Raw genomic sequence first — 26,324 nt, forward strand, 5'->3', positions numbered from 1 at the left:
AGGCGCAGGAAAATACGCGTTTTGAAGAAATCCACCGCAGCACCTAAAACAGTAGTTCCACTCTGGCGTCAGCATTTGCACTACCGGCTCAAGGAAGGTGCACTGATCGCCATCGGTGCCTTGTGCCTGTTCCTGATGATGGCCTTGCTGACCTATGGCAAGGACGATCCGGGCTGGAGCCATAACAGCAAAATCGACGATGTACAGAACTTCGGTGGGCCGGCCGGCTCGTACAGCGCTGATATTCTGTTCATGGTGCTGGGTTATTTCGCTTACATCTTCCCGCTGTTGCTGGCGATCAAGACCTACCAGATATTCCGTCAACGCCACGAGCCGTGGCAGTGGAGTGGCTGGCTGTTTTCCTGGCGCTTGATCGGCCTGGTGTTTCTGGTGCTGTCGGGCGCGGCCCTGGCGCATATCCATTTCCATGCGCCAACCGGTTTGCCGGCCGGCGCCGGTGGTGCGCTGGGCGAAAGCCTCGGCGATCTGGCGAAGAACGCGCTGAATATCCAGGGCAGCACCCTGATGTTCATCGCGCTGTTCCTGTTTGGCCTGACCGTGTTCACCGACCTTTCGTGGTTCAAGGTGATGGACGTCACCGGCAAGATCACCCTCGACCTGTTCGAGCTGTTTCAGGGCGCCGCCAATCGCTGGTGGGCGGCGCGCACCGAGCGCAAGCAACTGGTTGCTCAACTGCGTGAAGTCGACGAGCGGGTGCACGACGTCGTGGCGCCGACCGTGACCGATAAACGCGAGCAAGCCAAGGTCAAGGAGCGCCTGATCGAGCGCGAGCAGGCCCTGAGCAAGCACATGTCCGAGCGCGAGAAGCAGGTCCCGCCGGTGATTGCCCCGGCGCCTGCCAAAGCGCCGCCTCCAAGCAAGCGTGTCGAGAAAGAGAAACAGGCGCCGCTGTTCGTTGACAGTGCGGTGGAAGGCACCTTGCCGCCGATCTCGATTCTCGACCCGGCAGAAAAGAAACAGCTCAACTATTCGCCTGAATCGCTGGCAGCGGTCGGCCACTTGCTGGAAATCAAACTCAAGGAATTCGGCGTTGAAGTCTCGGTGGATTCGATACACCCGGGCCCGGTGATTACCCGTTACGAGATTCAACCGGCGGCCGGGGTAAAAGTCAGTCGTATTTCCAACCTGGCCAAAGACCTTGCGCGTTCGCTGGCAGTGACCAGTGTGCGGGTGGTGGAAGTGATTCCCGGCAAGACCACGGTCGGCATCGAGATTCCCAACGAAGACCGGCAGATCGTGCGCTTCTCCGAAGTGTTGTCGACGCCGGAATACGATGACGCCAAGTCCCCGGTCACCTTGGCCCTGGGCCACGACATCGGCGGTAAGCCGATCATCGTCGACCTGGCAAAAATGCCTCACCTGTTGGTGGCCGGTACCACCGGTTCCGGTAAGTCGGTGGGCGTGAACGCAATGATTCTGTCGATTCTGTTCAAGTCGGGCCCGGAAGACGCCAAGCTGATCATGATCGACCCGAAAATGCTTGAGTTGTCGATCTACGAAGGCATTCCGCACCTGCTCTGTCCGGTGGTCACCGACATGAAGGACGCCGCCAACGCGCTGCGCTGGAGCGTGGCCGAGATGGAGCGTCGCTACAAGCTGATGGCGAAGATGGGCGTGCGTAACCTGTCGGGCTTCAACCAGAAGGTCAGAGAGGCGCAGGAGGCGGGTACACCGCTGACAGATCCGTTGTACAACCGCGAAAGCATCCACGACGAAGCGCCGCTGTTGACCAAGTTGCCGACCATCGTGGTGGTGGTCGACGAATTCGCCGACATGATGATGATCGTCGGCAAGAAGGTTGAAGAACTGATCGCCCGGATCGCCCAGAAAGCCCGTGCGGCCGGTATTCACTTGATCCTTGCAACCCAGCGTCCGTCGGTGGACGTGATCACCGGTCTGATCAAGGCCAACATTCCGACCCGTATGGCGTTCCAGGTATCGAGCAAAATCGACTCGCGAACCATCATTGACCAGGGTGGCGCCGAGCAATTGCTGGGTCACGGTGACATGCTCTACATGCCGCCGGGCACCAGTTTGCCGATTCGGGTTCACGGTGCGTTTGTTTCCGATGATGAAGTTCACCGGGTAGTTGAAGCCTGGAAACTGCGCGGCGCACCGGAGTACAACGATGACATCCTCAACGGTGTCGAAGAGGCAGGTAGCGGCTTTGAAGGCGGCAGCGGCGGTGGCGACGATGACAGCGAAACCGACGCGCTTTACGACGAAGCGGTGCAGTTCGTGCTGGAAAGTCGCCGCGCCTCGATCTCTGCGGTTCAGCGCAAGCTGAAGATTGGTTATAACCGCGCTGCGCGCATGATCGAGGCCATGGAAATGGCCGGGGTCGTGACCTCCATGAATACCAACGGCTCGCGCGAAGTGCTTGCACCAGGCCCAATGCGTGACTGACCGGTGCCGCGTGATAACACGCGGCACGCCATTCAAACGAATATCAAAGAGGACTCCCATGCGTCTTATCCGCATGTTGCTGCTGCCGGTACTGGCTTTAACCACGCTCTCGGCCCATGCCGATGACAAGGACGTGGCGCGTCTGACCCAACTGCTCGAAAAGTCGCAGACCCTGACCGCACGTTTCTCTCAGCTGACCCTCGACGGCAGCGGCACTCAGTTGCAGGAAACCGCTGGCGAGATGTCGTTGCAGCGTCCGGGCCTGTTCTATTGGCACACCGATGCGCCACAAGAGCAGCTTATGGTGTCCGACGGCAAGAAGGTTTCCCTGTGGGACCCTGATCTGCAACAAGTCACCATCAAGAACCTCGATCAGCGCCTGACCCAGACTCCGGCCTTGCTGCTGTCCGGTGATGTGTCGAAAATCAGCCAGAGCTTCGCCATCACGTCCAAGGAAGCCGGCGGCGTGATCGATTTCACGCTCAAGCCCAAGACCAAAGACACGCTGTTCGACAGCCTGCGTCTGTCGTTCCGCAACGGCATGGTCAATGACATGCAGATGATCGACAGCGTCGGCCAGCGCACGAATATCCTGTTCACCGGGGTCAAGGCCAACGAGCCGATTCCGGCCTCCAAGTTCAAGTTCGTCATCCCCAAAGGGGCGGACGTGATTCAAGAGTAAGACGCCGGACCAGTGTGGGAGCGAGCTTGCTCGCGATGGCGTCGTATCAGTCAATATGGATGTTGAATGTAATACCGCCATCGTCGGATCGCCGCCCGGAGCAAGCTCGCTCCCACAAGGACTGCGTCGCCCAGATTCGTAACTGATCGGCATCAGGACCCAGTAGAGGTTTCATAAGTAGTGATGGACCTGTTTCGCAGTGCTCCGATAGCTCAGCCCTTGGCCGCCCGTTTACGGGCCGCCAATCTGGACGAGTATGTCGGTCAGGAACACCTGTTGGCTCGCGGCAAGCCGCTGCGCGAGGCGCTGGAGCAGGGTGCCTTGCACTCGATGATTTTCTGGGGGCCACCGGGCGTGGGTAAAACCACCCTGGCGCGGCTGCTGGCGGAAGTCTCGGATGCGCACTTCGAAACCGTCTCGGCAGTGCTGGCCGGGGTCAAGGAAATCCGCCAGGCGGTGGAAGTCGCCAAGCAGCAGGCCGGACAATATGGCCGTCGAACCATTCTGTTCGTCGACGAAGTCCATCGCTTCAACAAATCGCAACAAGATGCCTTTCTGCCGTATGTCGAAGACGGCACGCTGATTTTCATCGGTGCGACCACCGAAAACCCGTCCTTTGAACTGAACAACGCACTGTTGTCCCGTGCGCGTGTTTACGTGCTCAAGAGCCTCGACGAAACCGCACTGCACAAACTGGTACAGCGAGCGTTGACTGAAGAGCGCGGCCTGGGCAAGCGTCAGCTGAGCCTTGGCGATGACGGCTTCAAGATGCTGCTCAGCGCCGCTGACGGTGACGGCCGACGTTTGTTGAACCTGTTGGAAAACGCTTCCGACCTGGCCGAAGACGGCACGGAAATCGGCGTCGAGCTGCTGCAAAGCCTGCTTGGCGACACCCGGCGACGGTTCGACAAGGGCGGCGAAGCGTTTTACGACCAGATATCCGCGCTGCACAAATCGGTACGCGGTTCCAACCCGGACGGTGCGCTGTACTGGTTTGCGCGCATGCTCGACGGTGGTTGCGATCCGTTGTACCTGGCCCGGCGTGTGGTGCGCATGGCCAGCGAAGACATCGGCAATGCCGACCCGCGCGCCTTGAGCCTGTGCCTGGCGGCGTGGGATGTGCAGGAGCGGCTTGGCAGCCCCGAGGGCGAGTTGGCGGTCGCGCAGGCGATTACCTATCTGGCCTGTGCGCCGAAAAGCAACGCCGTTTACATGGGCTTCAAAGCTGCCATGCGCAGCGCTGCCGAGCACGGCTCGCTGGAAGTCCCGCTGCATTTGCGCAATGCCCCGACCAAGTTGATGAAGCAGCTCGGTTATGGCGACGAATACCGTTATGCCCACGATGAGCCGGACGCTTATGCCGCCGGTGAAGACTATTTCCCGGAAGAGCTGGAACCGCAGTCGTTCTACCGACCGGTTCCGCGTGGTCTGGAATTGAAGATTGGCGAGAAGCTCAATCACCTTGCACAACTCGACCGTCTTAGCCCGAAACAGCGGAGAAAGTAGTGATTCGAACTATTCTTGCGGTGTCCGTGGCCGGCATCGCTGGTACATTACTGCGTTTCGCAGCCGGCAATTGGGTCAACGCCAATTGGCCGCGGCATTTTTATGCGGCGACCCTGGCCGTCAATCTGGTGGGCTGTCTGATCATCGGTTTGCTTTACGGGCTATTTCTGATGCGCCCCGAAGTGCCGATTGAAATTCGCGCTGGCCTGATCGTCGGTTTTGTAGGCGGTCTGACGACCTTTTCATCCTTTTCACTGGATACGCTGCGCTTGCTGGAAAGCGGGCAGGCACCGATAGCCTTCGGTTATCTGGCCATCAGTGTATTCGGCGGGCTGCTCGCAACCTGGGCTGGCCTATCCTTGACCAAACTTTGATAAACGAGAGACCGACATGCTCGATTCCAAACTGTTACGTAGCAACCTTCAGGACGTAGCGGACCGCCTGGCATCCCGTGGCTATGCCTTGGATGTTGCGCGCATCGAAGCGCTGGAAGAACAGCGCAAGACCGTCCAGACCCGCACCGAAGCACTGCAGGCCGAACGTAATGCGCGCTCCAAATCCATCGGTCAGGCCAAACAGCGCGGGGAAGACATCGCGCCGTTGATGGCGGATGTCGAGCGCATGGCGAACGAGCTCGGTGTCGGCAAGTTCGATCTGGACGCGATCCAGACCGAGCTGGACTCGATTGTGCTGGGCATTCCTAACCTGCCACACGAGTCGGTGCCGATTGGTTCCGACGAAGACGGCAACGTCGAAGTGCGCCGTTGGGGCACGCCGACCGCCTTCGATTTCGAGGTCAAGGACCACGTTGCGCTGGGCGAGAAGTTCGGCTGGCTGGATTTTGAAACCGCCGCCAAGCTGTCTGGCGCCCGTTTCGCCTTGCTGCGCGGGCCGATCGCTCGTCTGCACCGCGCCCTCGCGCAGTTCATGATCAACCTGCACACCAGCGAGCACGGCTATGAAGAGGCCTACACGCCTTATCTGGTCCAGGCGCCGGCCTTGCAGGGCACCGGTCAACTGCCGAAGTTCGAGGAAGACCTGTTCAAGATCAGCCGCGAAGGCGAAGCCGATCTGTACCTGATTCCGACCGCTGAAGTGTCGCTGACCAACATCGTGGCTGGCGAAATCATTGACCCGAAACTGCTGCCGATCAAGTTTGTGGCTCACACGCCGTGCTTCCGCAGTGAAGCCGGTGCATCGGGTCGTGACACGCGCGGGATGATTCGTCAGCACCAGTTCGACAAAGTCGAAATGGTCCAGATCGTTGAACCATCGACTTCGATGGAAGCGCTGGAAGGCCTGACCGCCAACGCCGAGAAAGTCTTGCAACTGCTGGAACTGCCTTACCGCACCATCGCGCTGTGCACCGGCGACATGGGCTTTAGCGCGGTCAAGACCTACGACCTGGAAGTGTGGATTCCGAGCCAGGACAAATACCGTGAAATTTCGTCGTGCTCCAACTGCGGCGATTTCCAGGCACGTCGCATGCAAGCGCGTTTCCGTAACCCGGAAACCGGCAAGCCTGAGCTGGTTCACACCCTGAACGGTTCCGGCCTGGCGGTCGGTCGTACCCTGGTGGCGGTGCTGGAGAACTATCAGCAGGCCGACGGTTCGATCCGCGTGCCGGCCGTGCTCAAGCCGTACATGGGCGGCCTCGAGGTCATCGGCTAAATGGAATTTCTGCCGCTGTTTCACAACCTGCGCGGCAGTCGTGTGTTGGTCGTCGGTGGAGGGGAGATTGCCTTGCGCAAATCCCGTCTGCTGGCCGATGCCGGTGCGCTGCTGCGGGTCGTTGCACCCGAGATCGAAACCCAGCTACGCGAACTGGTGCAGAACAGTGGCGGCGAGCTGGTGTTGCGCGGCTATCGTGAGTCGGACCTCGACGGTTGCGGGCTGATCATTGCCGCCACCGACGATGAACCGCTGAATGCGCAAGTCTCCCAGGATGCTCATCGGCGCTGCGTGCCGGTCAACGTGGTGGACGCGCCGGCCTTGTGCAGCGTGATTTTCCCGGCGATCGTCGACCGTTCGCCGTTGGTGATTGCGGTTTCCAGCGGCGGCGATGCGCCGGTGCTGGCGCGGTTGATCCGCGCCAAACTGGAAACCTGGATTCCCTCGACCTACGGCCAACTGGCCGGGTTGGCGGCGCGTTTTCGCCATCAGGTCAAAGGTCTGTTCCCGGACGTGCAGCAGCGCCGGGCATTCTGGGAAGAGGTTTTCCAGGGGCCGATCGCTGATCGTCAATTGGCCGGGCAGGGCGCTGAAGCCGAGCGCTTGTTGCTGGCGAAAATCAACGGCGAATCCCCCAATGCTCCGGGTGAGGTGTATCTGGTAGGCGCAGGGCCGGGTGACCCCGATTTGCTGACCTTCCGCGCCTTGCGACTGATGCAGCAAGCCGATGTGGTGCTATATGACCGTCTGGTGGCACCGGCGATTCTTGAGCTGTGCCGTCGCGATGCCGAGCGGATTTATGTCGGCAAGCGACGTGCCGACCATGCTGTGCCTCAGGACCAGATCAACCAGCAATTGGTCGACCTGGCGAAGCAGGGCAAGCGTGTCGTGCGGTTGAAGGGCGGTGATCCGTTCATCTTCGGCCGTGGTGGCGAAGAGATCGAAGAGCTGGCGGCCCACGGCATCCCGTTCCAGGTCGTGCCGGGCATTACCGCTGCCAGCGGTTGCGCAGCCTACGCCGGGATTCCGCTGACCCACCGTGATTACGCGCAGTCGGTGCGCTTTATCACCGGCCACCTGAAGGACGGCACCTCGGATCTGCCATGGAGCGATCTGGTCGCGCCAGCGCAAACCCTGGTGTTTTACATGGGGCTGGTGGGGTTGCCGATCATCTGCGAGCAGTTGATCAAGCATGGTCGTTCGGCGGATACGCCGGCGGCGTTGATTCAGCAGGGCACGACGCCCAATCAGCGCGTCTTCACCGGCACGCTGGCTGACCTTCCACAGCTGGTGGCGGAGCATGAGGTTCATGCACCGACATTGGTAATCGTGGGAGAAGTGGTGCAGCTTCGCGAGAAACTCGCGTGGTTTGAAGGCGCCCAGTCTCAAGTCTGAGAACCGCGTCGCCTCCATCGCGAGCAAGCTCGCTCCCACAGGTTTTGCGCAATCCTTGTGGGAGCGAGCTTGCTCGCGATGAGGCCCTCAAAACCTGCATAAACCTCAGGCCTTGTGCCAAACCCCTTTCCCGCTCAACCGCTCCCGATCATGCGCGGCGGTGAAGTCTTGCGCCGGCCCCTTCGGCACAATGCCAGTTGGATTGATCGTGCGATGGCTGGCGTAGTAGTGCCCTTTGATGTGGGTAAAGTCCACGGTTTCGCTGATCCCCGGCCACTGATACACCTCGCGTAGCCAGTTCGACAGGTTCGGGTAATCGGCGATCCGCCGCAGGTTGCATTTGAAGTGGCTGTAATACACCGCATCAAAGCGAATCAGCGTGGTGAACAGGCGAATGTCCGCCTCGGTCAGGTATTCGCCCGCCAGATAACGTTGCTCGCCCAGGCGCTTTTCCAGCCAGTCGAGTTCGCGGAACAGCTCATCAAACGCCTCTTCATAGGCCGTTTGCGACGTGGCAAACCCTGCGCGATACACGCCGTTGTTCACCGCCGGATAAATCCGCGCATTCAGCTCATCGATTTCAGCGCGCAAAGGTTGCGGGTAGAAGTCCAGGCCGTTGCCGGTCAGACCGTCGAAGGCGCTGTTGAACATGCGGATTATTTCCGCCGATTCATTGCTGACGATGCGTTTTTGCAGGTTATCCCACAGCACTGGCACCGTTACGCGGCCGGTGTAGTTGGCGGCATCTGCGGTGTAGCGCTGGTGCATGAAGTCTAAGTGATCGAGTTTGTCGCCAGTGGAGCCGAAGGCCTTGTCGAAGGTCCAGCCGTTCTCCAGCATCAGCCAGCTGACCACCGACACATCGATCAGGCTTTCCAGGCCTTTGAGCTTGCGCAGGATCAGCGTGCGATGCGCCCAGGGGCAGGCGAGCGAGACGTAGAGGTGATAGCGACCGGCTTGTGCGGGGAAGCCGCCTTCGCCGCTGGGGCCGGGTTTGCCGTCGGCGGTCAGCCAGTGGCGGCGCTGCGCTTGTTCGCGCTGGAACGTGCCGTCCTTGCTGCTTTCGTACCACTGATCACGCCAGTGCCCTTCAATCAGCAAACCCATCTCGAACTCCAAAGTCGTTAAACGTTGGAGTTCAGTCTATTCGGATGAGTTCGAACAAAAAGCGCAAAGGTTGGGCGTTAATGATCGGTTAAATCGATTTATCGCGCGTGTCCCAGAACTGCTGAGCCTGGACGAAGGCTTCATCACGCGGCGTACCGAGGCCGCGCAAGGCCAGGGCCATGGTCGAAATCAACGCCATTTGCGGATAACTGTCGACCACATCGCCGCGCCAAACGGCTTTCAAGTGTTCAGGATTGAGGGTCGCCGGTTTGACGTGGCGTTGGGCCGACAGCTGCGGCCATTCCTCGTCCCAGCTCTCACCGCCGGTGGTGCCGTACAGGTGACTGTCGGCGTCCGGGTTGATCTCGATTTCACCACCGTCACCCTTGATCACGATCGCGTTATCGCCGAGCAAGCCGCTGGCGTCGCGGTGCACGCCCTGGTAGCCAGGGTGGAAGATACTTTGCAGGCCGCAGCGCGCGCCCAGCGGATTGAGAATCCGCGCCAGCGAGTGGATCGGCGAACGCAGGCCGAGGGTGTTGCGCAGGTCGATCATCCGTTGCAGTTGTGGCGCCCAGTCGCCCAGCGGGATGAACGCCAGATTGCCTTGCTCAAGCGCGGAGCCCACTTGCTGCCAGTTACGGCACAACGGGATCTGCAACTGCTCGAGCAGTTGCTCGCTGTACAGACGCCCGGCGGTATGCGCACCACCGCCGTGCATCAGGATCCGCACACCGTTTTGCGCCAGGCACTTGGCGGCCAGCAGGTACCACGGCAAGTGACGTTTCTTGCCGGCGTAGGTCGGCCAGTCCAGATCAACGCCCAACGCTGGCGCGTTCAGCCGTTCGCGCAAGGCTTCGGTGAAGCCCGCCAGTTCTTCAGGGCTTTCTTCCTTGTGTCGCAACAGCATCAGGAAGGCGCCGAGTTGAGTGTCCTCGACCTTGTCGTCAAGCAACATGCCCATGGCCTCGCGGGCCTCTTCGCGGGTCAGGCTGCGGGCGCCGCGTTTGCCTTTGCCGAGAATCCGCACGAACTGCGCGAAAGGGTGTTCGGCAGGTGTTTCAGTGATCAGTGGGGCGAAATCGGTCATAGACAATTTGTCGGTTTGGGCAGGCCCGCCAGCTTGGCGGCAAGTTTGGCGGGAGTGCCTTTGAACAATCGGTTCAGGTGCAGGCTGTTGCCCTTGTCCGGGCCCAGCTTCAGCGCGGTGTATTTGATCAGCGGGCGAGTGGCTGGCGACAGCTGGAACTCCTGATAGAAGCCACGCAGCAGCTCAAGGATTTCCCAGTGTTCGGGGCTCAGTTCGAGCTCTTCGGTGGCGGCCAGGGCCGCGGCGACTTCGGTGGACCAGTCACCGAGATCAACCAGGTAACCGTCCTTGTCCAGGTCGATGCGACGTGCACCTACGGTGAGCGAGTTCATAACCAGCTGTTGACCTTATCGTAGTGAATCGACAGCTCGACGAAGGCCGGATAGTCGACGCTTTTGACCCAGTCAGGCACCTGCAATCCGCGGGCCTGAACGTCTTCGTCGAGGACGAACAGGCGCAAGGCATCGCGCCGTGTTTCCAGTGCGCTGAGTGGCGCAGTGCCGGGTTGCAAGGCGTAAACCGCATCGCCGCTGAGCAGAACCGCATCGCTCGCGCCAAGCAGGCGCAGGCAACTGGTCAGCCGATTGTCGGTAAACGGCGAGTGAGACAACACATGCAAAGTCGACATCAGAGGGTGATCACTTGGTCATAACGGTCAATAACAGCCGAGATTTGCTCAGCAGCCAGCACGTGCAACGGGTCGAGGCTCAAGGCCGTCGGCACCAGGCCGCGAGCCATTGCGCTGTCGCCACACACATACACGTCTTCTATACCAAACAACCCAAGCGCCTGCAGGTTGGCGCTGAGGTCTTTTTGTTGCACGGCTTTGGCGTTCTGCCGGGGCGCCAACTGGAACACGCCGTCATCGAGAAACAGCAGGCCGATCGGCAAATCGAAGGCACCGCCGGCGAGTACGATATCCAGCGCTTCACGGGCGCTTGGGCCAGACCAGGGCGCCTGCCGGCTGATAATCAGCAAGGATTTAGGCATGGTTCATGGTCCTCCAAAACAGATCAGGCGATCGGCGTCTTGCACCGCATCATGCAACTGCCCGAGCCCGGACAATTCCCACGGTGCGCTGACATTGATCGCCGTCCGCTGATAACGCCGGGCTTCTGCTTCATCCAGCACGCCACGGCGCAAGGCCGCGGCAATGCACACCACGCCGTCGAGTTGGTGCTCGCTGACGAAGTTGCGCCATTGCAGCGCCAGGTCCTGCTCATCCTGTGGCGTGACGACGTTGCTCGACGCGTTGTAAACGCCGTCCTGATAGAAAAACAGCCGCACGATCTCGTGCCCTCCGGCCAGCGCTGCCTGAGCAAACAGCAGGGCGCGGCGCGAGGAGGGCGCGTGTGCGGCGGAAAACAGCGCAATGGCGAACTTCATGGCGAACTCTGACAACAAATCTGCGGCCATGATAAAGCTTTATCGGCGGTGCGGCGAAGGGCGATTCAGCGTGGCATGTAGCCCAGCTGCCAGCGCCGTGGAATCTTCAGCGAAACAACCCCGAGTACGCCGGCCAGCAGGCCACTGGCGTACAAGGCTTGCAGGCCGAGATGGTGTTCGAGCACCGCACCCAGAACGGCCCCGGCAAACATGCCGGTCCAGGGGATCAACTGCACCCGCCAGCCATTCCGGCGTTCGCCGAGCAACCAGCGTCCCAGACCGCGACCGAAGCGCGACAGGGCGCCGGTGACGTAGGTCAGCCCGACCGGAAAGCCATTGACCTGTTCGACAGCGGCATTGAGCATCCCCATGGCGATGATCGCTGCCAGCAACGCCGGATATTTAGCCTCGAATGGCCACGCAGCCGCGGCGCACAGCAGGGTGGCGATGCTCAGCATCAATGGCAGGGCGCGTCGACCGCCCATGCGACTGACCACAATGCCCAATGCGTTGCCGGCGATGAACATGGCGACCAGTACCAGCAAGCGCACGGTCAGGAGCAGATCACCATCGCTGATCGCCACCGCCAGGCGAGTAGTGTTGCCGCTCATGAAGGAGACGAAGTCACCGGTGGCCATGAAGCCGATGGCGTCCGTCATGCCGGCCAGCACCGAGAGGCTTGCGACCAGCAACATACCGATCCGCCCGCGCCATTTCTGCACGTGCAACAGGCCGGGTGTATGGGCGCGATTAGGTGAAGATGGCAGCATTCGTCAGCTCTCAAGACCATGCAGTTTGCGATATTCCTCCCAGTCCATGCCGGCCATTTGCGCCACTTCCTTGTGTACCTCCCGCCGTTGGGCTTCATAGTCCTCAACAGTGGCGGCGGTCAATTGCAACGTCAGCTCCCAGGCGAACAAGCCCAGACGTTCGGCCTCCGCTTCGTAGGCTTCATGCAGCCGCTCGTTGCGATACTGCGCCATGGTTTCGCCCTTGGCCTGGGCCGCCAGAGGGTTCAGGTGATCGAGTTCTTCGCGTAACGCCGGCCGCGCATTGAGAAACCGTTGCAGCGCCAGTTCGTGTTGCGATTCGATGGGAGCCATGGACCATCCTTTTCAAAGAGAAAGCATAAGCTTCTTGATGGTGTTTGCCTTGACGCGAGTCAGGAGATCTTTTTCTTGTTGGCTTTGGCCTCGGCCGCCAGACACTCAAGCGCAAACTGCTCGGTGTAGGTCATCTGGATCGGCGTGGTTTCGCCTTTGACGGTTCTTTCGCCATCGAGGATGTAACGAATGCGCTTGTCGGTCACGCCGATGCGTTTGGCGATCCACGACGGGGTCTGGCCGATCTGGCTGATCAGTTTGTCGGCGTAGTCGGTGGAAGGTTTGTAGAACTCGGCATTGGGGGTCATGGGCTTTCCAGAAGAAGTTGCGCGGCGCGAGGCGCCAATTATGGCGCGACAGGGTGCGCGAATCGGCGCGGCCTGTCGCGATCAATATAAAGTAAAGCATGAAGTAAAGCAGAGCGGCACCGAGGACGGGGCATGTGGAACAGCTCAGCCTGGCACTTCGGGACAGCCGCTTGCAGTGATACAGTCAGCGTTTTGCGAATAAGGAAACACAATGCGTATTTTGATGGTGGCGCTGGCTGGTGTGTTGCTGGCAGGGTGTGCGGGATCGACGATGAAAGAAGCGCGCTCCCAGAACCCCTACAAGACGCTCGCCTCGAACAAGCCTGATCTGGTCGTCGCCCAGTGCGTGCAGTTTGCCTGGCAGGACGAGGCGGTGTTCGGTGTCGACGCCAGTGGCTACCTGCAACCCGGCGAAACCGGCGGCTTCACCGTTTACACCCGCTCGGCCGAGTCTTTTATCGACGTGCAAGGCGGCGCATTGAAGTACTACGCCACTCAGGACAACTGGGTTGCCAAGCGCCGACTGGCAGCACTGGCAACCTGTTTGTGAGTCAGTGAAGGTTAGGCTCTGTACGAAAACTGCCTGCGCGTCGACCAGGCTGCGTTAAAAACAGGCTCGGACGAGCAGAGTGAGAACGTCCGAAGGACGGCCCGAAGGGGCCGCGTAGCGGATAATGCTCATTTAGGGGCCTAAACTCCGCTTCCTCGCCTGTTTTTGCCTTGCCTGATCGCCGCTCGGCGAGTTTTCGTACAGACCCTAGCTATTTTGCTCGGTGGCCGTGAGGCGTTTCTGAAAAAAGAAGCGCTTACTGCCCAGCGGATAGTCGGCTATCTGCCCAACTTCGGTAAACCCCAACTTCTTGTAAAACTCCGGTGCCTGGAATTCGAAGGTGTCGAGGTAGATCCCAATGCAGTTTTTCTCCCGCGCCAGCTCCTCGGCCATTTGCATCAGCCGTGAGCCGGTGCCCTGACCGCGTGCCTGCTCGGGCACTGACAGCAGGTCGATGAACATCCATTGGTAAAACAGTTTTGCGTAGAGCCCGCCGAGGATCTCGTCGTTTTGTTCATCACGAACCAGCAGGGCGATATCCTGCGGGTGGCCTTCGCCAGCGTTGGCGACGTTATAGGCTCGCAGCGGTTTGAGAATCGCCAGGCGTTCTTCGGGTAGAGGGTTTTGCGATAGCTCGATGCGCAGTTTCATTCGTGACGTCCTTGTAACGGTTTTGGGGGGCAATCGATGCCGAGATTACCGCGTGCCGTTCTCCAAGTGAATGACTGTGGCGTGTAACCGTCCTGAGGCGAATCGTTCTGATTGCGGGTTCGTGTTGTAGTCCTTTTGCCAGTCTAGACGTAGGGCTTCGCATATTTAACTGTATGGATAGCCAGTATTTATTGAGTCCCGCTCGGAAACGCTCCTGAAATACGGAAAAACCGGCCGTGGACTTCATCTGTCATTCGGTTAGGTTGAAAGCGTTCCTCAGGAAGGAACGTTCTTAATCAACGGAGTGAAAAATATGAACAAGCCACAAACTCAACCGCAACTCAAACACGGTCGTGTGACTACCCCGGCCAGCCGCGGCTCTGTCGCTATTGAAGTCGGCCTCCTGGAGGGTTGGCAGGTCAACGAAATGGAAGGCGGAAAGAACTTCCCTTCATTGACCGCCGGGCCATTCCCCGCACCGTACGAGACGGATAGCGCCAGCGTTGCACCACCGGCTGATGGTTTCATTCTCAGTGGTGGCAAGGCTGATGCTCGTGATTGCATCAACTACACCAACGAGGAAATGAGCAATAAGCTCAATCGTCCTTTCACCTGGCCACTGCTCAACGTGAACCCGGGTCAGACCTTCCATGTCACCTGGCAGTACACGGCGCCTCACACCACTCGCGGTTACAGCTGGTTTATCACCAAGGATGGCTGGGACCCGAAACAGCGTATCAGCCGTGCGCAACTCGAGGCCAAACCGTTTGCTGAAGACTTCTACACGCAGGTGCCTTACTACTCACACAGCAGCGAACTCAAAGCCAAAGTCGAACATGAAGTGACATTGCCCGTGGGCAAGAAAGGTCATCACGTCATTGTGCTGCTGTGGATTGTCGCCAACACCGGCAATGCGTTCTATCAAGCCTTCGACGTGGACTTCAAGTAAGGCCTCGCTCGTAGCGTGAACAGGCTCTAAAGGATTGGAGCCGAAAGCCCGGTAGCGCTGCCGGGCTTTTTTGTGGCGTGCTGTCACAGCCCACGACCTGATGGAATAACATGGCGCCTTCTGACAACAAACAGGATGGATTGTCATGTCGAACACGGCCGAGCGCGTCAACATCATCGAGTCCCAGGTGTTGTCCGACGACTGGTACCTGCTGAAGAAAATCACCTTCGATTACCTGCGCAACAATGGCGATTGGCAGCGCCAAACCCGTGAGGTCTACGACCGTGGCAATGGTGCAGCTATTCTGCTGTTCAACCGCGCGCAAAGAACCGTCGTGCTGACACGCCAGTTCAGGTTGCCGGTCTTCGTCAACGGTCATGACGGCTTGCTGGTTGAAGTGGCTGCGGGTCTGCTGGAAGGCGCCTCGCCGCAGGAGCGCATTCGCGCCGAAGCGGAAGAGGAAACGGGTTATCGCGTTCACGATGTGCAGAAAGTATTCGAGGCTTACATGAGCCCGGGGTCGGTGACCGAGAAACTGCATTTCTTTATAGCTGAATATGATGCTGCTTCACGCGTCGGATCCGGGGGTGGGCTTGAGGCGGAAACAGAAGACCTTGAGGTGCTGGAGCTGAAGTTCGATGAGGCACTCGAGGCGTTTTACAGCGGGCAGATCGTTGACGCGAAAACCATCATGCTGCTGCAGTACGCGGCGATGAAGGACATTTTTGCGGCGGTTTAGACCAGGCTCTTCTGAAAGGCAAAAAAAAGCCCGCGGGAGGGTGCGGGCCGAATGTTTCTTGAATGAGCGGCGGGGAATATAAGCGCTAAGGGCTGAAATCACCGTGAAAGATGTTTCATGCTTTATCCGCTCGTCCGCTCGACCTGTTAAGCCCACAGAACTCTAAACCGGGTGTAAGTTAGGTCCGGGATTATCTCTCGTGAATGGAGGTGACTATGAGCGTTCCGCTGCTTAGCAAAATGCACATGAATGGTTATCAAGTGGTCAGCGTCAACAGTGGTCTCTGGAAGGTCTGTACTCGTAATGACCGGCTCGGGTCCTTTGGCACCCGAGAAGAAGCGCTGGCCTACGCGGCGTCGTTGCCCGCCCGTAAAACCAGAGTGAAACCCGTTTCCCACACACAGTGAGGTGATTATCTGGAGATGTCCGTCTGCCTTTTCTCCAGCAGCCGCAAACAAAAAAGAGCCCGCTTGTGCGGGCTCTTTCGTCAGGAGTTATCGGTCGACTCAGGTTTGCGTCGATCCTTGCCGGCAGGGTTGCCGGTGTTCAAAAGCCTTCTCTCCACCATTACATTTTCAAGTGCCTGGCGGGCTGAAGGTTCAAGCTGATCTTCTCTTTCTTTGAGCTCAAGCAGGATCGGGCTGGACCAAGTGCGATAGGTCCGCTCGGCAATTCGAATCGGGTTCATTTTCGTCTCCCAGACCAAGTGCTCGCTAACAGCGCGGCGTGTTTCCATGTCGCGAAAATCCTAGTCGAGAAACCTGGGTGTTGCCAGTCGCTATCACTTGTTGCCCTTGTGATCGCCGCCAATGATTTTACCGATCGGCGTGATGAGTTCAGGCCTCTGGTTCCTCACGTTGCCCACGGCCATGTCGACCTTGAACCACTCGAAGGTTTCGCTCGGCTCACCCTGATGCAGCACCATCTGCTCGGCGCTTTCCTTTGGCATTGCGAGGTTGAGCCACTCTCGGGCCAACTCCGGCGACAGAACCACCGGTCGCCGATCATGTAGATCAACCAGGCCACCGGAACTGTCTGCGGTGAAAATCACAAAACCATCGTCCTCCTTCGGCTCTCGTCCCCCCGCAGGGTACTGGCCAATGGCAGCACACAGGATGGGGGCTTGATCCCGGCGCCGGATAAGGTAGGGTTGTTTATTCGGGCCGCCTTCATAGACCCACTCGAACCAGTTGTCGATAGGCACAATGGCGCGGTGTGGCCAGATTGCCCGGAAGAAGGAGCCGTGTGCGACTTTCTCAACCCGGGTATTGATGGGGACGGAGTGATCTTTCGAACCGTGCGGTCGCCAGCCCCAGCGCACCCGGTCAGCGTGCAAGGTTTCGCCTTCGAGGTGAAACAGAGCGACCTGCGTCGAGGGGGGGACGTTGTACAGACCCAAAGGCTGGTCGCCCACAGTGTTGACCAGAGCATTGGGCATGCTCAGCGCCGCGACGAAGTCGTGGATGCCTCGGTACTGTGAAAGTCGTCCACACATTGGAAAATCCTCCGGTGGAGATTTCAGCTTAGTCGAGTCGTGTCCGGGAAGGTGGATCTATGCTGGAAACTGACGGCTGTGGCGGGCTAATCATCTGTATTACGACCCGAGAGGGTTTGGGTGGCCAAGCTTGTCTGCGTGCCCGACTTGGCTGGCGCATGCTCGACGGATTGCCACCATTACTGAAGTCGGCGATCCAGGACTGATTGCGTGGCTATGTGTCAGGAATGCATCAAGCAGTTTTCTGTATCAAAGGACATGCAGTAAGGTTTAAAATGTGCCACCATTTTGACATGCGATGAATCCCTTACAAGAAATTCTTGAATACGATGCTGACTTACCCTACGAGGAGGCTTGACCTAAAGATCAAGCAGTAGAGTCGTGTTCGTAAGCGTTTATTGTAAGGAGGATGCTTGATTTTTAACTAAGGACTGATTTTTACAATGAATGAATATACCGACTTTTCAAAAATTTCCAACTCGGATGAAATCGACCTGGCTGAGGTTTTTCGAGCGGTTTGGAAACAAAAGTTTATGGTTGCGACGGCTGTCATTTTGTTTGGGCTGCTAGCACTGGTTTATTCTTTTATTGCCACTCAAGAATATAAGGTCAGTAGCGTATTGCGCCCGGCAGCCATTAACGAGCTTGATGCGTTGAATCGGTCGGAAATTTACAAGCTCCCCCAAAGCGAAGCACTTTCGAAAGTAGGGGCAGCACTCGAGTCTTATGAAACACGCCTAAATTTTTTTCGCACCAATGAGGCGCTTTTTGAAAAGTTTAAAGTGCCGGGTGTAACGCTGGAACAAAGCTTTGAGGAATTTAACCGTAATTCGATAGCGCTGATCGTCCCGGACCTTAAAAAAAATGACGCCCTGAGTGCTTTTATTCGATTGGAGTTGACGTATCCGAAAGGTATTGACGGTGTAGGGATTCTCAATGGTTTTGTTAATTTTGCAATCGCTGCCGAACGTCAGAAAATTGGTATCGATCTAAAAGTAATCATTGATAATCGGCTGCGCGAGCTCAATGAAAAGCTCGACGCCGCTCGTTCTACTTACGATACCGAAAAAGAAGCGAAAATAGCATCCCTGCTTGAGGTGGATACGCTTAAGCGTGCTCAACTGCAGGACGAGCTCAAGGCCTTGCGCCTGCAATTGAAAACAGTACGCAGTGATCGGGTGGCTCAATTAAGTGAGGCGATCAGTATTGCCAAAGCGTTAGGTATAAAGAAGCCAGCGACTCCCTCATCTTTGGCAGACTCTGAACACTCTGGCTCAGGCAGTGTGATACGCACTGAGGTCAACAGTCAGCAAATCCCGCTCTACTTCATGGGCACTGACGCGCTTGAAGCGGAGCGTGTTACTTTACAGCAGAGAAAGTCGGATGATTTCACCGAAAAACGTATCGCAGAGATTGCCAAAGAGTTGCAGTTGCTTCAGGTTAACCGCCAAGTTGAGGTACTGAAACAGCGTGAAAATGAAGATGTTTTTCTACGTGACGTGGAGCCTCTGCGCTCTGAAATAGCTCGTTTGCGTAACTTGAATATCGACATGAGTAATATCAAGTTGGTGACGATTGACCAACAGGCGTTGCAGCCGCCAGGCCCTATCAAACCAAAGAAAGTGTTGGTCGTTGTATTGGGCTTGGTACTGGGTTTGCTCGTTGGGGTGATCCTGGTAGTTATTCGACATTTCGTCACAGCGCGACGCACCAGTATGAACACCATGTAAGTTATTCGCTGAGGTGCTTTGGGTTCCGCTTGTTTCTTGCTCCGAGCAGCTGGTTACGCTGGTTCTGCACGATCAAAAAGTCATTTGTCGTTCGATCTTGCTCGGAGTTTTTGTGGTTGAGTTCGTGCGCTTCGGCCCTTGCCTTTCTTAGCTCTCTGGCCAGCCTTGACCTTGGTCAATCATGGTTCGCATGCCGAACGCGCCATGGCATGCATAAAGCGGGTAGCTGATATTGGCCAGGAATTCGAAAATCGGGCCACCACTCCAATCCCAGGCGAGCAAATAGAAGGCTGTGAGTAGCAGAAAGGCACCAAAGTAAGAAACCATTATTTCAAAGTCCCAGCCTTCGGTTAAACAGCAGTATCCAAAAACAAAAAAAGCATGAAAGCTGTCACAGTTTTTCAAGTTCCGCCTGGGTTTTCAACAATGTGACGTACGCTCCCGACATTCTTCCGAGGCTGCATCCAGGAAGGCCGTTTCTTGGGCTTTTTCAATTCAACCAAATGATCTTCCGGCCCAACGATTTCCCCAGTTGGAAATCAGTACTACGTCGTCGTGCGCCATATTGCTCGAACACCCCATCGACCCCACGACGTTGCAGCTCACACAACAAAAAATACGTCGCGTAGTAGGCATCGCCCAACACAATGTCACCTCGATTCAAGGTGTCGAGCATTGTTCTGAGCAGCGTCTGCTCATCGCCACCTTTGCCTCGATAGCGCCCCAGCGAAGCGTCTAAAACTGCTCCGCTGGCGAGGCAAATGATTCCCACCTGATGTGCCGGTGGAGCGCAACAAAGTCGAAACCATCTCTACCGGCAACCGTTGGTGGCGTGTTGACGAATGCGCTGCTGTTGATGCCTGACGATTTGACGTCTACGATTCACTCGGGCTGGTCCTTGCTCTGTGGGTGTGTGTTCGCAACTATCACCGTAGACCAAGGCCAGCCTTTTTTCATTTTTCTGCAGTCACATCAGCTAGTTAGCTGCTAAGTAAGTGCCATTCAAATCTGTCCCATTTTTCGGGAAACTGGCTGTTTCGGCGAACTCTGGAACAGCGCTCAAATCCTGTATGACGGGCATAAAAATCCGGAGTCATTATCGGACTCCGGATTTCCGGGGAAGCTGGCTGACACTTCATTGCTATTTGATGAATGCCTGCATATCGCTGTTCAGCTTTTTGATCGCCGCTTTGAAGTCGTTGGCGGTTACCGGTTGGCTTGCATTTTTCACCTGCTCACCCATGACCTTGCGCACGACTTTGGCCACGGTCTGGCCGTTGCTCGCATCGATCATCTCGGCTTCGATGTACAGCTCGGTGTCCTGGTCGCGGTGACCGGTGGCCGCCTGAGTCGCGCCTATCGCGGCCGTGACCGGCAGTACTTCATACCATTTCATGCCTTCGTTGGACGCGGTGACGCCAGTGATCGCGGCGCGCACGACCAGCACTCGCGAACCAGCTGGGGCCGACTGAACGTTCGGTACCACACGGTACTTCTGGCTCAGTACGCTCTTGGCGTTATCTGTAACGTAGGTTTGCAACTGATCCAGCGTCTGACGGTTGACCCGCTCATTGGGCTTGGGTGCCGGGTACAGGTCCAGCTGTTTGAAGGCCACCGTGTTGTAAGCGTTCGGGTTCCAGGACGAGGTCACCCAACGCATGGCTTTCTCGCCGCTGGGTGTGGTGACTTCCTGCAGGTTGTTGTAGTTGGGAAGAAACCCTGAGTACTGTTCCTTCTCCGTGATTCTTGAGGTGCAACCGCCGAGCAGCACGCTGGTCAAGGCAATGCCGACAAGCAATTTTTTGGACAGACTCATATTGTTTACTCCATGGGTTAAGACTTTCTATTCGGTTGCAGGGCGCCAGAAACGCCAGGTCATATTGCCGGTCACAGCTTGAATCCAGGCGCTATCGAACTGCCCGGATATGGCTGTTTTCTGCCTGTCGCTACTGACCGGTAATGAGTCTGGAAGGGGGGCTGCAATCAATTAAATACAGGCGAGCACGGCGCAACCGCATCGAGTTGACGGCAGTGACAGGGCATAGGGCTAATACCTGCACACTGGATTCCTTATGAGGTGGCCTGCATAGAGTGCCCTGCGTCCTTTGCTGGAGTATGTCCAGCTTATTTCTATGCAGTAGAAATGTTACCCAATTGAAATATATGTCTGGCTGGCGTTTCAGCTTCGCTTCCTTCGAAAAGATGTTCCCATTGGAGACTCTTTGGGTGAGCGGGTATCCAACAGTCGACAAACCAGCAGCGTATGCCAAGAAGGGCGGATGCTCGGTCTCTACTGTAAAAAGCGGACATGGAGCGCCAACGAAAGCTCAGTATCGCTATCCGTTGTATAGGCACTTTCCTGAAGAATAGGAAAGCGGGCCTCCTGCAAATTCGCAAAGGAGACCCAGCTCCACGGTCGCACCAGGCTAAGTCCCGCCATACGAGACACTGGACTGATATTTATGACTCATCTGACTAAAATGGCCTTCACCTCCAGCAGATGTTTGCGTAACCGGTCTGCATAATCCTCGGCGACAGCAGCCTGAACGCTAGCGCGATTGGCCAGTGCATGACGCCACTCGGCAATGCGACCAAGTCCATCAAACAATGAATGACTTGGTTCGAATCCCAGTATGTCGAAGTAGCGAAAAACTGTGGCTACAGCAATATCCACCATACTGAACGTCTCGCCAGCGAAGTACGGCCCCTCCATCTTTTCACCGCCAAGTCTCTCCAGCTTTCCCCTCAGCGCTGAAGACTTACCAAGCGCTGTCTGCTGATCCGTTGCGTTCAAATATCCCCATGCATCAGCAAGCATACCAGTGGCAAATTCGATCCAAGCACGGTGTTGAGCACGAGAAATTGCATCTTTCGGGTGCAAAGCTGGCTCCGGATACACCTGTTCGATGTATTCACAGATAGCCACGCTCTCGAAAAGTACGGTCGCTTCCTCATCGCCTTTTTGCACCATTAGAAGCGGGACTTTGCCCGTTGGCGACATGACCAGAAACCAGTTGGGCCTGTCCTTCAAATCCACATCAACCCGTTGAAATGGAGCCCCTTTTTCGAGGAGTAAAATTGCCACTCGCTGAACAAACGGACAAAGCCCGTGGCTAACAAGCGTGAGCCGTGGTTGCGACATTTGAATACCCACTGTTATTTCGACAACTCCCGCTTCCGGGTAGGAAGCGGGATGTACAGACTCGAAGGCGTGCCTATCTCGTTAAAGCGAGCGACCACCATCAACAATAATCTCCGTTCCCACCGTCCAACGAGACTCGTCCGACGCGAGGTACAGCACCGCCTTAGCTACTTCTTCAGGCGTGCCAAAACGGCCAAATGGGATAGTCGCAGCAATATCTTTGTTGACCTGCTCGCGGTAGGCATCGGGTATACCCGCCTTGTCGTACAGCGGCGTGTCGATCGGACCAGGACTGACCGCATTTACTCGAACACCACGCGGTAGAAGCTCGCTAGAGAGCGTTTTCGACATGTTCAGAAAGGCAGCCTTTGTTGCGGCATAAATGGATGAACGCGCGGCGCCCAGGTGCGCACTTACCGAGGTGTTAAGAACCACCGATGCAGGATTAGAGAAAGTCGGCAGCAGTGCTTGCAGAAGGAAGTAAGGGCCTTTGACATTGATGTTGAAGGAGCGATCAAACATCTCCTCGTTCCAGTCTTCGATTGGCCTCCAGACGGATACGCCAGCATTGAGGAAGGCAACGTCGAGCTGCCCGTAATGAGACTGAACAGCCTGCGCCAGCTCCTTCTGGGCTGCGACACTAGCTGAGTCGGCTCGCAGCACCAGGACTTCGCTACCTAAAATAGCTTGAGCATTTGCCATGGACTCAGGATTAACGCCTGTGACGATCACGCGTGCGCCTTCGGCGAGAAATTGCTTGGCGGTCTCCAGACCGATGCCGCTCGTACCGCCAGTGATGAGGGTACGCTTGCCTTGTAAACGGGACATGTAAATTTCCTCTCTTTCGGGGCGGCCAGCCGGACGACTGACCTTCTGAGAGCAACTATGTATTCATGTCAGTGCGCTGATAAGATGAGCAAATAGAATAGATCTCATGCGAAATCTGCATGAAAAGGGGCGTGATGGATCGGTTGTTGCTGATGAGCTGTTTTGTACGCGCTGTCGAGACAGGTAGTTTTTCTGCTGCGGGGCGTGATCTAGGACTAGGGCAACCGAACGTCAGTCGTTACGTCGCTGCTCTTGAAAACCATTTGCAAACCAGGCTGCTTCACCGATCCACGCGAAAGCTGATGCTCACGCCCGAGGGTGAACGGTACTACGCAGATGCGCGGCGTATTCTGGACTCAGTGGAACAGTCAGAGTCCTCACTGAGAGGGAACGTAGCGCCGTCTGGGTTACTGCGCGTCGCTTGCCCGACCGCATTGGCCCACTCCTTCATCGTACCGCACGTCGCGAGCTTTCTAGGGCGCTATCCCGAACTGTCGCTCGATCTTCAAATCAATGATCGCTACGTCAATTTAGTCGATGAGGGCGCAGAACTCGCGATTCGTATTGGGCACCTGGAGGACAGTGCAATGCGAGCCCGGCCACTAGCGTGGTTCGAGCGTGTGTGCGTTGCCAGCCGTGCGTACCTAGAGAAACATGGCTCTCCCTCTTCGCCTGATGACCTTAAGGAACACGACTGCCTCATTTATACCCTGCTATCCACTGGAACCAACTGGCGGTTTAAGGATACTGATGTCCCGATCTCCGGACGACTGCGTGTCAACTCCCCTGAGGCGATACGTGAGTACGTCAATGCAGGATTGGGAATCGCGCAGGGGCCTCAATGGCTATATGAGGAAGGGCTGAGAAGTGGCAATCTTCAATTGCTGCTTAACGAATACGTGGCGCCACCCGTTCCGATCCAAATCGTATACTTAGCGAATCGGCTGCTGCCCCAGCGAGCCATCGTTTTCATGGATTTTATGGCGGATGTTTTTGCTGCATTCCATGAGCGACCTAAATAGCCTCCTAGGCCACGGCCAGGGTGCGAGCGGAGAACCATCAGCATGGCGGCCCCTTGGGCGAAAATCGCTGCACACTCACAATTCTTGCTCGTCAACGGGGCTTTAAGTAGTCACACCGGACTGCAGGGCTTGCCTCTCAAAAGTGTCCTGATTTATTGCCAACGCCGATTCGATGCATCTCTAAATCAAAGGTGCAACGCTCATCTCATGCGGTTAAGAAAACGGGGGCAGATTTATTTATTTGGATCACCGACCGCTTCTGGCCGAAAGCAGCAGTTTCCGACTTTCCCCTTCCGGCTAGAATCATTCACTCCACTCCTTCCCATCACAAACAACTAAGTGGCGTTAGCGATATTCGAAGCTATCCACGCTTGGGCTACTTTTATGCAACCAGTCTCTACTGCTCAAGCATCAAACGACGCCAGAGGATCACTGGTGGCGTAACAGGCAGCGCGTCTGTTTGCTGCGCTTCCTGTTTCTGAAACGCTGATGCATTCACTTCGGGCAGCGCGGATGAAGAATGCGTGTTCGCTGAACGTTGCTCAGGCTCGTCAATCGACTCATCGAAAGGCAGCGTAGTCATTTGATCGAAATAACGACTTTGCCCTTGGCGCGTCCCTGTTCGACGTATTTCAGTGCCTCTGCCGTTGAATCAAAGGTGAAGACACGGTCAAGCACCGGTTTGATAATGCCGGCCTCGACCAGCGCGGTGATGTGCTGCAACTGCGCGCCGTTGGCACGCATGAACACAAACGTGTAGCTGACGTCCTGCTTGCGTGCCTTGTGCCGAATACCCAGGCTCAAAAGGCACATGACCTGCTGCAACGGCCAGGACAAACCTTGCTCCTTTGCGAATTGTGCGGTGGGTGGCCCAGAGATGGAAATCAGTTGGCCACCGGGCTTGAGCACTTTGAGTGATTTCTTCAGAACATCGGCGCCGAGGCTATTCAACACCACGTCGTAGCTGTGCAGGACACTCTCGAAGTGCTGCTTTTTGTAGTCGATGACCACGTCAGCCCCCAGCGCCTTGACCCATTCGACATTTGCGGTGCTGGTGGTGGTCGCGACAAAGGCACCGAGGTGTTTGGCGAGCTGGATGGCCACCGTGCCGACGCCACCGGAGCCGGCGTGAATCAGCACCTTCTGGCCCTTTTGCAGGCGAGCGGTTTTCACCAGAACCTGCCAGGCGGTGAGTGCTACCAAGGGCAGGGACGCGGCTTGCGCCATGCTGGTAGTGGCCGGTTTCAGGGCGATCGCGTTTTCGTTCACCGCGATCAACTCAGCGAAGGTGCCGATCCGCGTTTCCGGCGGGCGGGCGTACACCTCGTCACCCGGTTGGAAGCGTGTCACCTTCGAACCGACTTCTCTCACCACGCCCGCCAGGTCATTGCCCAATACCAGCGGAAACGCGTAGGGCAGGATCAGCTTGAATTCGCCGCTGCTGATCTTCGAGTCCAGCACGTTGACGCTGCTGGCATGGACCTCGATCAACACATCGTGAGCACCCACTGCGGGCGCGGGCACTTCGCCGAGGCGTCCGGGTTGCTTGCCATAGCGGTCAATCAGAAAGGCTTTCATCGGGGTGCGGCTCTTGTCGGTTATCAGGAGGGTAGTCGGCGCGTGGTCAGGCATCGAGGAACGCCTGAGCTTTGGCCACAAAATCAGCGTGGTGCTGGAAAATGCCGCCGTGACCGGCATCCTCATACATCACCAGTTCTGCGCTGGGGATTCGCTTGGCCAGCTCAAGCGAGTTGACGCTGGGCACCATGATGTCGGTGTCGCCGTTGACGATCAGCGTCGGCATCCGCAAGCGTTCGAGGTCTTGCAGCGCCTGTTGGCCCCACGCGGTGATGGCTTTCAACTGCCGCAGGAAAGCGCGGGGCGTCGGGCCCTTATCGCGATTGTGTTTGCGTGCTCGCAGGCGCTGCAAATACTGCGAGGCGGATCGACGGCCATTGGCTGTCGAGGTGAAGAACAGGTAGAACTTGGGATCGCGCAGGGTCAGCAAACCTTTGAGGATCAATGGCCACGACACTGCGCCGACCTTGTCGATACCCTCGCCACCGGCCGGTCCGGTGCCGGTCAGAATCAGCCGCCGCACCCGATCAGGCGCCTTCAGGGCGAGGTCCTGAGCGACGAAGCCGCCGAGGGAGAAACCCAGCACATCAACGGTTTCCAGCCCCAGCGCCTGGATCAGCTGGATGGCGTCGTCAGCCATCTCGCCGACGGTCAGTGGCGCGGTTCCACCCGAACCGCCGATGCCGCGATAGTCGGTGGTAATGACGCGACGGGTTTGCGCCAGACCATCGATGATCGCTGGGTCAAAGTTGTCCAACACCGCGCCCCAGTGGTTGAACAGTACGAGGGGCACGCCGACGCGCGGGCCGATGTCGCGATAGGCGAAGGGAGTGCCGTTGACCGTGATCGACTGGTTCGCCGCATTGATGAACAAAGTTGGCGAAGCGGAAAGGGGATTTGTCTGAATTGAATTCATTGCTGCTCCGGACAGCGGGTCGGATTCGATGCAGTGACTTGGGCCTGCA

The 26,324-nt window shown here is 57.2% G+C and carries 30 protein-coding genes and 1 pseudogene; 12 read left to right on the plus strand and 19 right to left on the minus strand.

All coding sequences use genetic code 11. The features are described from left to right. Positions 1-21: 21 nt before the first annotated feature. From ftsK to cysG, 6 genes are all read left to right on the plus strand, one after another. Complete coding sequence (gene ftsK / locus BK659_RS15535; RefSeq protein ID WP_123425894.1) at positions 22-2,427, plus strand: DNA translocase FtsK; 2,406 nt, start codon at positions 22-24, stop codon at positions 2,425-2,427. Between the two features lie 58 nt (positions 2,428-2,485). Next, complete coding sequence (lolA, locus tag BK659_RS15540) at positions 2,486-3,109, plus strand: outer membrane lipoprotein periplasmic chaperone LolA (RefSeq protein WP_123425895.1); 624 nt, start codon at positions 2,486-2,488, stop codon at positions 3,107-3,109. A gap of 183 nt (positions 3,110-3,292) precedes the next feature. Next, entirely contained in the window at positions 3,293-4,615 is a 1,323-nt protein-coding gene (locus BK659_RS15545) for a replication-associated recombination protein A (RefSeq protein ID WP_123425896.1), read from the plus strand. Further along, positions 4,615-4,989, plus strand: coding sequence for a fluoride efflux transporter CrcB (gene crcB / locus BK659_RS15550; protein ID WP_123425897.1), 375 nt, complete (start codon positions 4,615-4,617; stop codon positions 4,987-4,989). The genes BK659_RS15545 and crcB overlap by 1 nt, the downstream gene beginning before the upstream one ends. A gap of 16 nt (positions 4,990-5,005) precedes the next feature. After that, on the plus strand, positions 5,006-6,286 hold the full coding sequence (gene serS, locus BK659_RS15555) for a serine--tRNA ligase (protein WP_123425898.1): 1,281 nt from the start codon (positions 5,006-5,008) through the stop codon (positions 6,284-6,286). Next, entirely contained in the window at positions 6,287-7,681 is a 1,395-nt protein-coding gene (cysG, locus tag BK659_RS15560) for a siroheme synthase CysG (RefSeq protein WP_123425899.1), read from the plus strand. Between the two features lie 105 nt (positions 7,682-7,786). Here cysG and BK659_RS15565 read toward each other — a convergent pair whose 3' ends face one another. From BK659_RS15565 to BK659_RS15605, 9 genes are all read right to left on the minus strand, one after another. Beyond that, positions 7,787-8,788, minus strand: coding sequence for a glutathione S-transferase family protein (locus BK659_RS15565; protein WP_123425900.1), 1,002 nt, complete (start codon positions 8,786-8,788; stop codon positions 7,787-7,789). 88 nt (positions 8,789-8,876) lie between these two features. Then, the gene (locus tag BK659_RS15570; protein WP_185015396.1) at positions 8,877-9,860 is read right to left on the minus strand and encodes a glycosyl transferase family protein; all 984 of its coding nucleotides are present in this window, start codon (positions 9,858-9,860) and stop codon (positions 8,877-8,879) included. Between the two features lie 14 nt (positions 9,861-9,874). Then, the gene (locus BK659_RS15575; RefSeq protein WP_123425902.1) at positions 9,875-10,210 is read right to left on the minus strand and encodes a TusE/DsrC/DsvC family sulfur relay protein; all 336 of its coding nucleotides are present in this window, start codon (positions 10,208-10,210) and stop codon (positions 9,875-9,877) included. Then, complete coding sequence (gene tusB, locus BK659_RS15580) at positions 10,207-10,506, minus strand: sulfurtransferase complex subunit TusB (RefSeq protein ID WP_123425903.1); 300 nt, start codon at positions 10,504-10,506, stop codon at positions 10,207-10,209. Before tusB ends, BK659_RS15575 begins: the two co-directional genes overlap by 4 nt. Continuing rightward, complete coding sequence (tusC, locus tag BK659_RS15585; RefSeq protein WP_123425904.1) at positions 10,506-10,868, minus strand: sulfurtransferase complex subunit TusC; 363 nt, start codon at positions 10,866-10,868, stop codon at positions 10,506-10,508. Before tusC ends, tusB begins: the two co-directional genes overlap by 1 nt. Positions 10,869-10,871: 3 nt before the next feature. Then, on the minus strand, positions 10,872-11,264 hold the full coding sequence (tusD, locus tag BK659_RS15590; RefSeq protein ID WP_024264676.1) for a sulfurtransferase complex subunit TusD: 393 nt from the start codon (positions 11,262-11,264) through the stop codon (positions 10,872-10,874). A gap of 65 nt (positions 11,265-11,329) precedes the next feature. Continuing rightward, positions 11,330-12,034 carry a YoaK family protein gene (locus tag BK659_RS15595; RefSeq protein WP_123425905.1) on the minus strand — a complete coding sequence of 235 codons (705 nt, stop codon included), beginning with the start codon at positions 12,032-12,034 and terminating at the stop codon, positions 11,330-11,332. Positions 12,035-12,037: 3 nt separating this feature from the next. Next, entirely contained in the window at positions 12,038-12,367 is a 330-nt protein-coding gene (locus tag BK659_RS15600) for a DUF6388 family protein (protein WP_123425906.1), read from the minus strand. A 59-nt stretch (positions 12,368-12,426) separates the two neighbouring features. Next, complete coding sequence (locus BK659_RS15605; RefSeq protein ID WP_123425907.1) at positions 12,427-12,675, minus strand: hypothetical protein; 249 nt, start codon at positions 12,673-12,675, stop codon at positions 12,427-12,429. Positions 12,676-12,886: 211 nt separating this feature from the next. Between BK659_RS15605 and BK659_RS15610 the strand changes: the two genes are divergently transcribed. Then, on the plus strand, positions 12,887-13,225 hold the full coding sequence (locus BK659_RS15610) for a hypothetical protein (RefSeq protein WP_123425908.1): 339 nt from the start codon (positions 12,887-12,889) through the stop codon (positions 13,223-13,225). A gap of 207 nt (positions 13,226-13,432) precedes the next feature. Here the strand turns inward: BK659_RS15610 and BK659_RS15615 are convergent, their stop codons facing one another. After that, positions 13,433-13,876: a GNAT family N-acetyltransferase gene (locus BK659_RS15615; RefSeq protein WP_123425909.1), complete on the minus strand. Its 444-nt coding sequence runs from the start codon at positions 13,874-13,876 to the stop codon at positions 13,433-13,435. Between the two features lie 313 nt (positions 13,877-14,189). Here BK659_RS15615 and BK659_RS15620 point away from each other — a divergent pair, with 313 nt between their 5' ends. From BK659_RS15620 to BK659_RS15630, 3 genes are all read left to right on the plus strand, one after another. Continuing rightward, positions 14,190-14,825: a lytic polysaccharide monooxygenase auxiliary activity family 9 protein gene (locus tag BK659_RS15620; protein ID WP_123425910.1), complete on the plus strand. Its 636-nt coding sequence runs from the start codon at positions 14,190-14,192 to the stop codon at positions 14,823-14,825. A gap of 145 nt (positions 14,826-14,970) precedes the next feature. Then, a complete protein-coding gene (locus BK659_RS15625; RefSeq protein WP_123425911.1) occupies positions 14,971-15,564 on the plus strand; it encodes an NUDIX domain-containing protein in 594 nt (197 codons plus the stop codon). A 215-nt stretch (positions 15,565-15,779) separates the two neighbouring features. Next, positions 15,780-15,971 (plus strand): SPOR domain-containing protein, encoded by a 192-nt coding sequence (locus BK659_RS15630; protein ID WP_123425912.1) that lies wholly within the window; start codon positions 15,780-15,782, stop codon positions 15,969-15,971. Between the two features lie 80 nt (positions 15,972-16,051). Here the strand turns inward: BK659_RS15630 and BK659_RS15635 are convergent, their stop codons facing one another. Together BK659_RS15635 and BK659_RS15640 are read right to left on the minus strand one after the other, a co-directional pair. Next, entirely contained in the window at positions 16,052-16,252 is a 201-nt protein-coding gene (locus BK659_RS15635; protein ID WP_123426096.1) for a hypothetical protein, read from the minus strand. A 93-nt stretch (positions 16,253-16,345) separates the two neighbouring features. Beyond that, complete coding sequence (locus BK659_RS15640) at positions 16,346-17,059, minus strand: SOS response-associated peptidase family protein (RefSeq protein ID WP_123425913.1); 714 nt, start codon at positions 17,057-17,059, stop codon at positions 16,346-16,348. Positions 17,060-17,502: 443 nt separating this feature from the next. Here BK659_RS15640 and BK659_RS15645 point away from each other — a divergent pair, with 443 nt between their 5' ends. Further along, positions 17,503-18,789 carry a Wzz/FepE/Etk N-terminal domain-containing protein gene (locus BK659_RS15645; protein WP_123425914.1) on the plus strand — a complete coding sequence of 429 codons (1,287 nt, stop codon included), beginning with the start codon at positions 17,503-17,505 and terminating at the stop codon, positions 18,787-18,789. A gap of 147 nt (positions 18,790-18,936) precedes the next feature. Here BK659_RS15645 and BK659_RS15650 read toward each other — a convergent pair whose 3' ends face one another. The 5 genes and pseudogenes from BK659_RS15650 to BK659_RS15670 all read right to left on the minus strand — a co-directional run bounded on the left by BK659_RS15650 (position 18,937) and on the right by BK659_RS15670 (position 22,759). Beyond that, on the minus strand, positions 18,937-19,194 hold the full coding sequence (locus BK659_RS15650; RefSeq protein WP_185015378.1) for a hypothetical protein: 258 nt from the start codon (positions 19,192-19,194) through the stop codon (positions 18,937-18,939). 56 nt (positions 19,195-19,250) lie between these two features. After that, a pseudogene (locus BK659_RS15655) lies at positions 19,251-19,576 on the minus strand (IS4 family transposase); the annotation flags it as partial. A 354-nt stretch (positions 19,577-19,930) separates the two neighbouring features. Then, the gene (locus BK659_RS15660) at positions 19,931-20,605 is read right to left on the minus strand and encodes a DUF3313 domain-containing protein (protein WP_123425915.1); all 675 of its coding nucleotides are present in this window, start codon (positions 20,603-20,605) and stop codon (positions 19,931-19,933) included. A gap of 651 nt (positions 20,606-21,256) precedes the next feature. Further along, a complete protein-coding gene (locus tag BK659_RS15665) occupies positions 21,257-21,931 on the minus strand; it encodes a glutathione S-transferase family protein (RefSeq protein WP_123425916.1) in 675 nt (224 codons plus the stop codon). 81 nt (positions 21,932-22,012) lie between these two features. Further along, positions 22,013-22,759, minus strand: a complete 747-nt coding sequence (locus BK659_RS15670; RefSeq protein WP_123425917.1) for an SDR family oxidoreductase — start codon at positions 22,757-22,759, stop codon at positions 22,013-22,015. 134 nt (positions 22,760-22,893) lie between these two features. Between BK659_RS15670 and BK659_RS15675 the strand changes: the two genes are divergently transcribed. Further along, positions 22,894-23,781 carry a LysR family transcriptional regulator gene (locus tag BK659_RS15675; protein WP_185015380.1) on the plus strand — a complete coding sequence of 296 codons (888 nt, stop codon included), beginning with the start codon at positions 22,894-22,896 and terminating at the stop codon, positions 23,779-23,781. A 579-nt stretch (positions 23,782-24,360) separates the two neighbouring features. Here the strand turns inward: BK659_RS15675 and BK659_RS15685 are convergent. Both BK659_RS15685 and BK659_RS15690 read right to left on the minus strand, forming a co-directional pair. After that, positions 24,361-25,359, minus strand: coding sequence for an NADP-dependent oxidoreductase (locus BK659_RS15685; RefSeq protein ID WP_123426097.1), 999 nt, complete (start codon positions 25,357-25,359; stop codon positions 24,361-24,363). Between the two features lie 46 nt (positions 25,360-25,405). After that, positions 25,406-26,275: an alpha/beta fold hydrolase gene (locus tag BK659_RS15690; protein ID WP_123425920.1), complete on the minus strand. Its 870-nt coding sequence runs from the start codon at positions 26,273-26,275 to the stop codon at positions 25,406-25,408. Positions 26,276-26,324 lie beyond the last annotated feature (49 nt).

Source organism: Pseudomonas brassicacearum (assembly GCF_003732225.1).
GTDB lineage: Bacteria > Pseudomonadota > Gammaproteobacteria > Pseudomonadales > Pseudomonadaceae > Aquipseudomonas > Aquipseudomonas brassicacearum_E.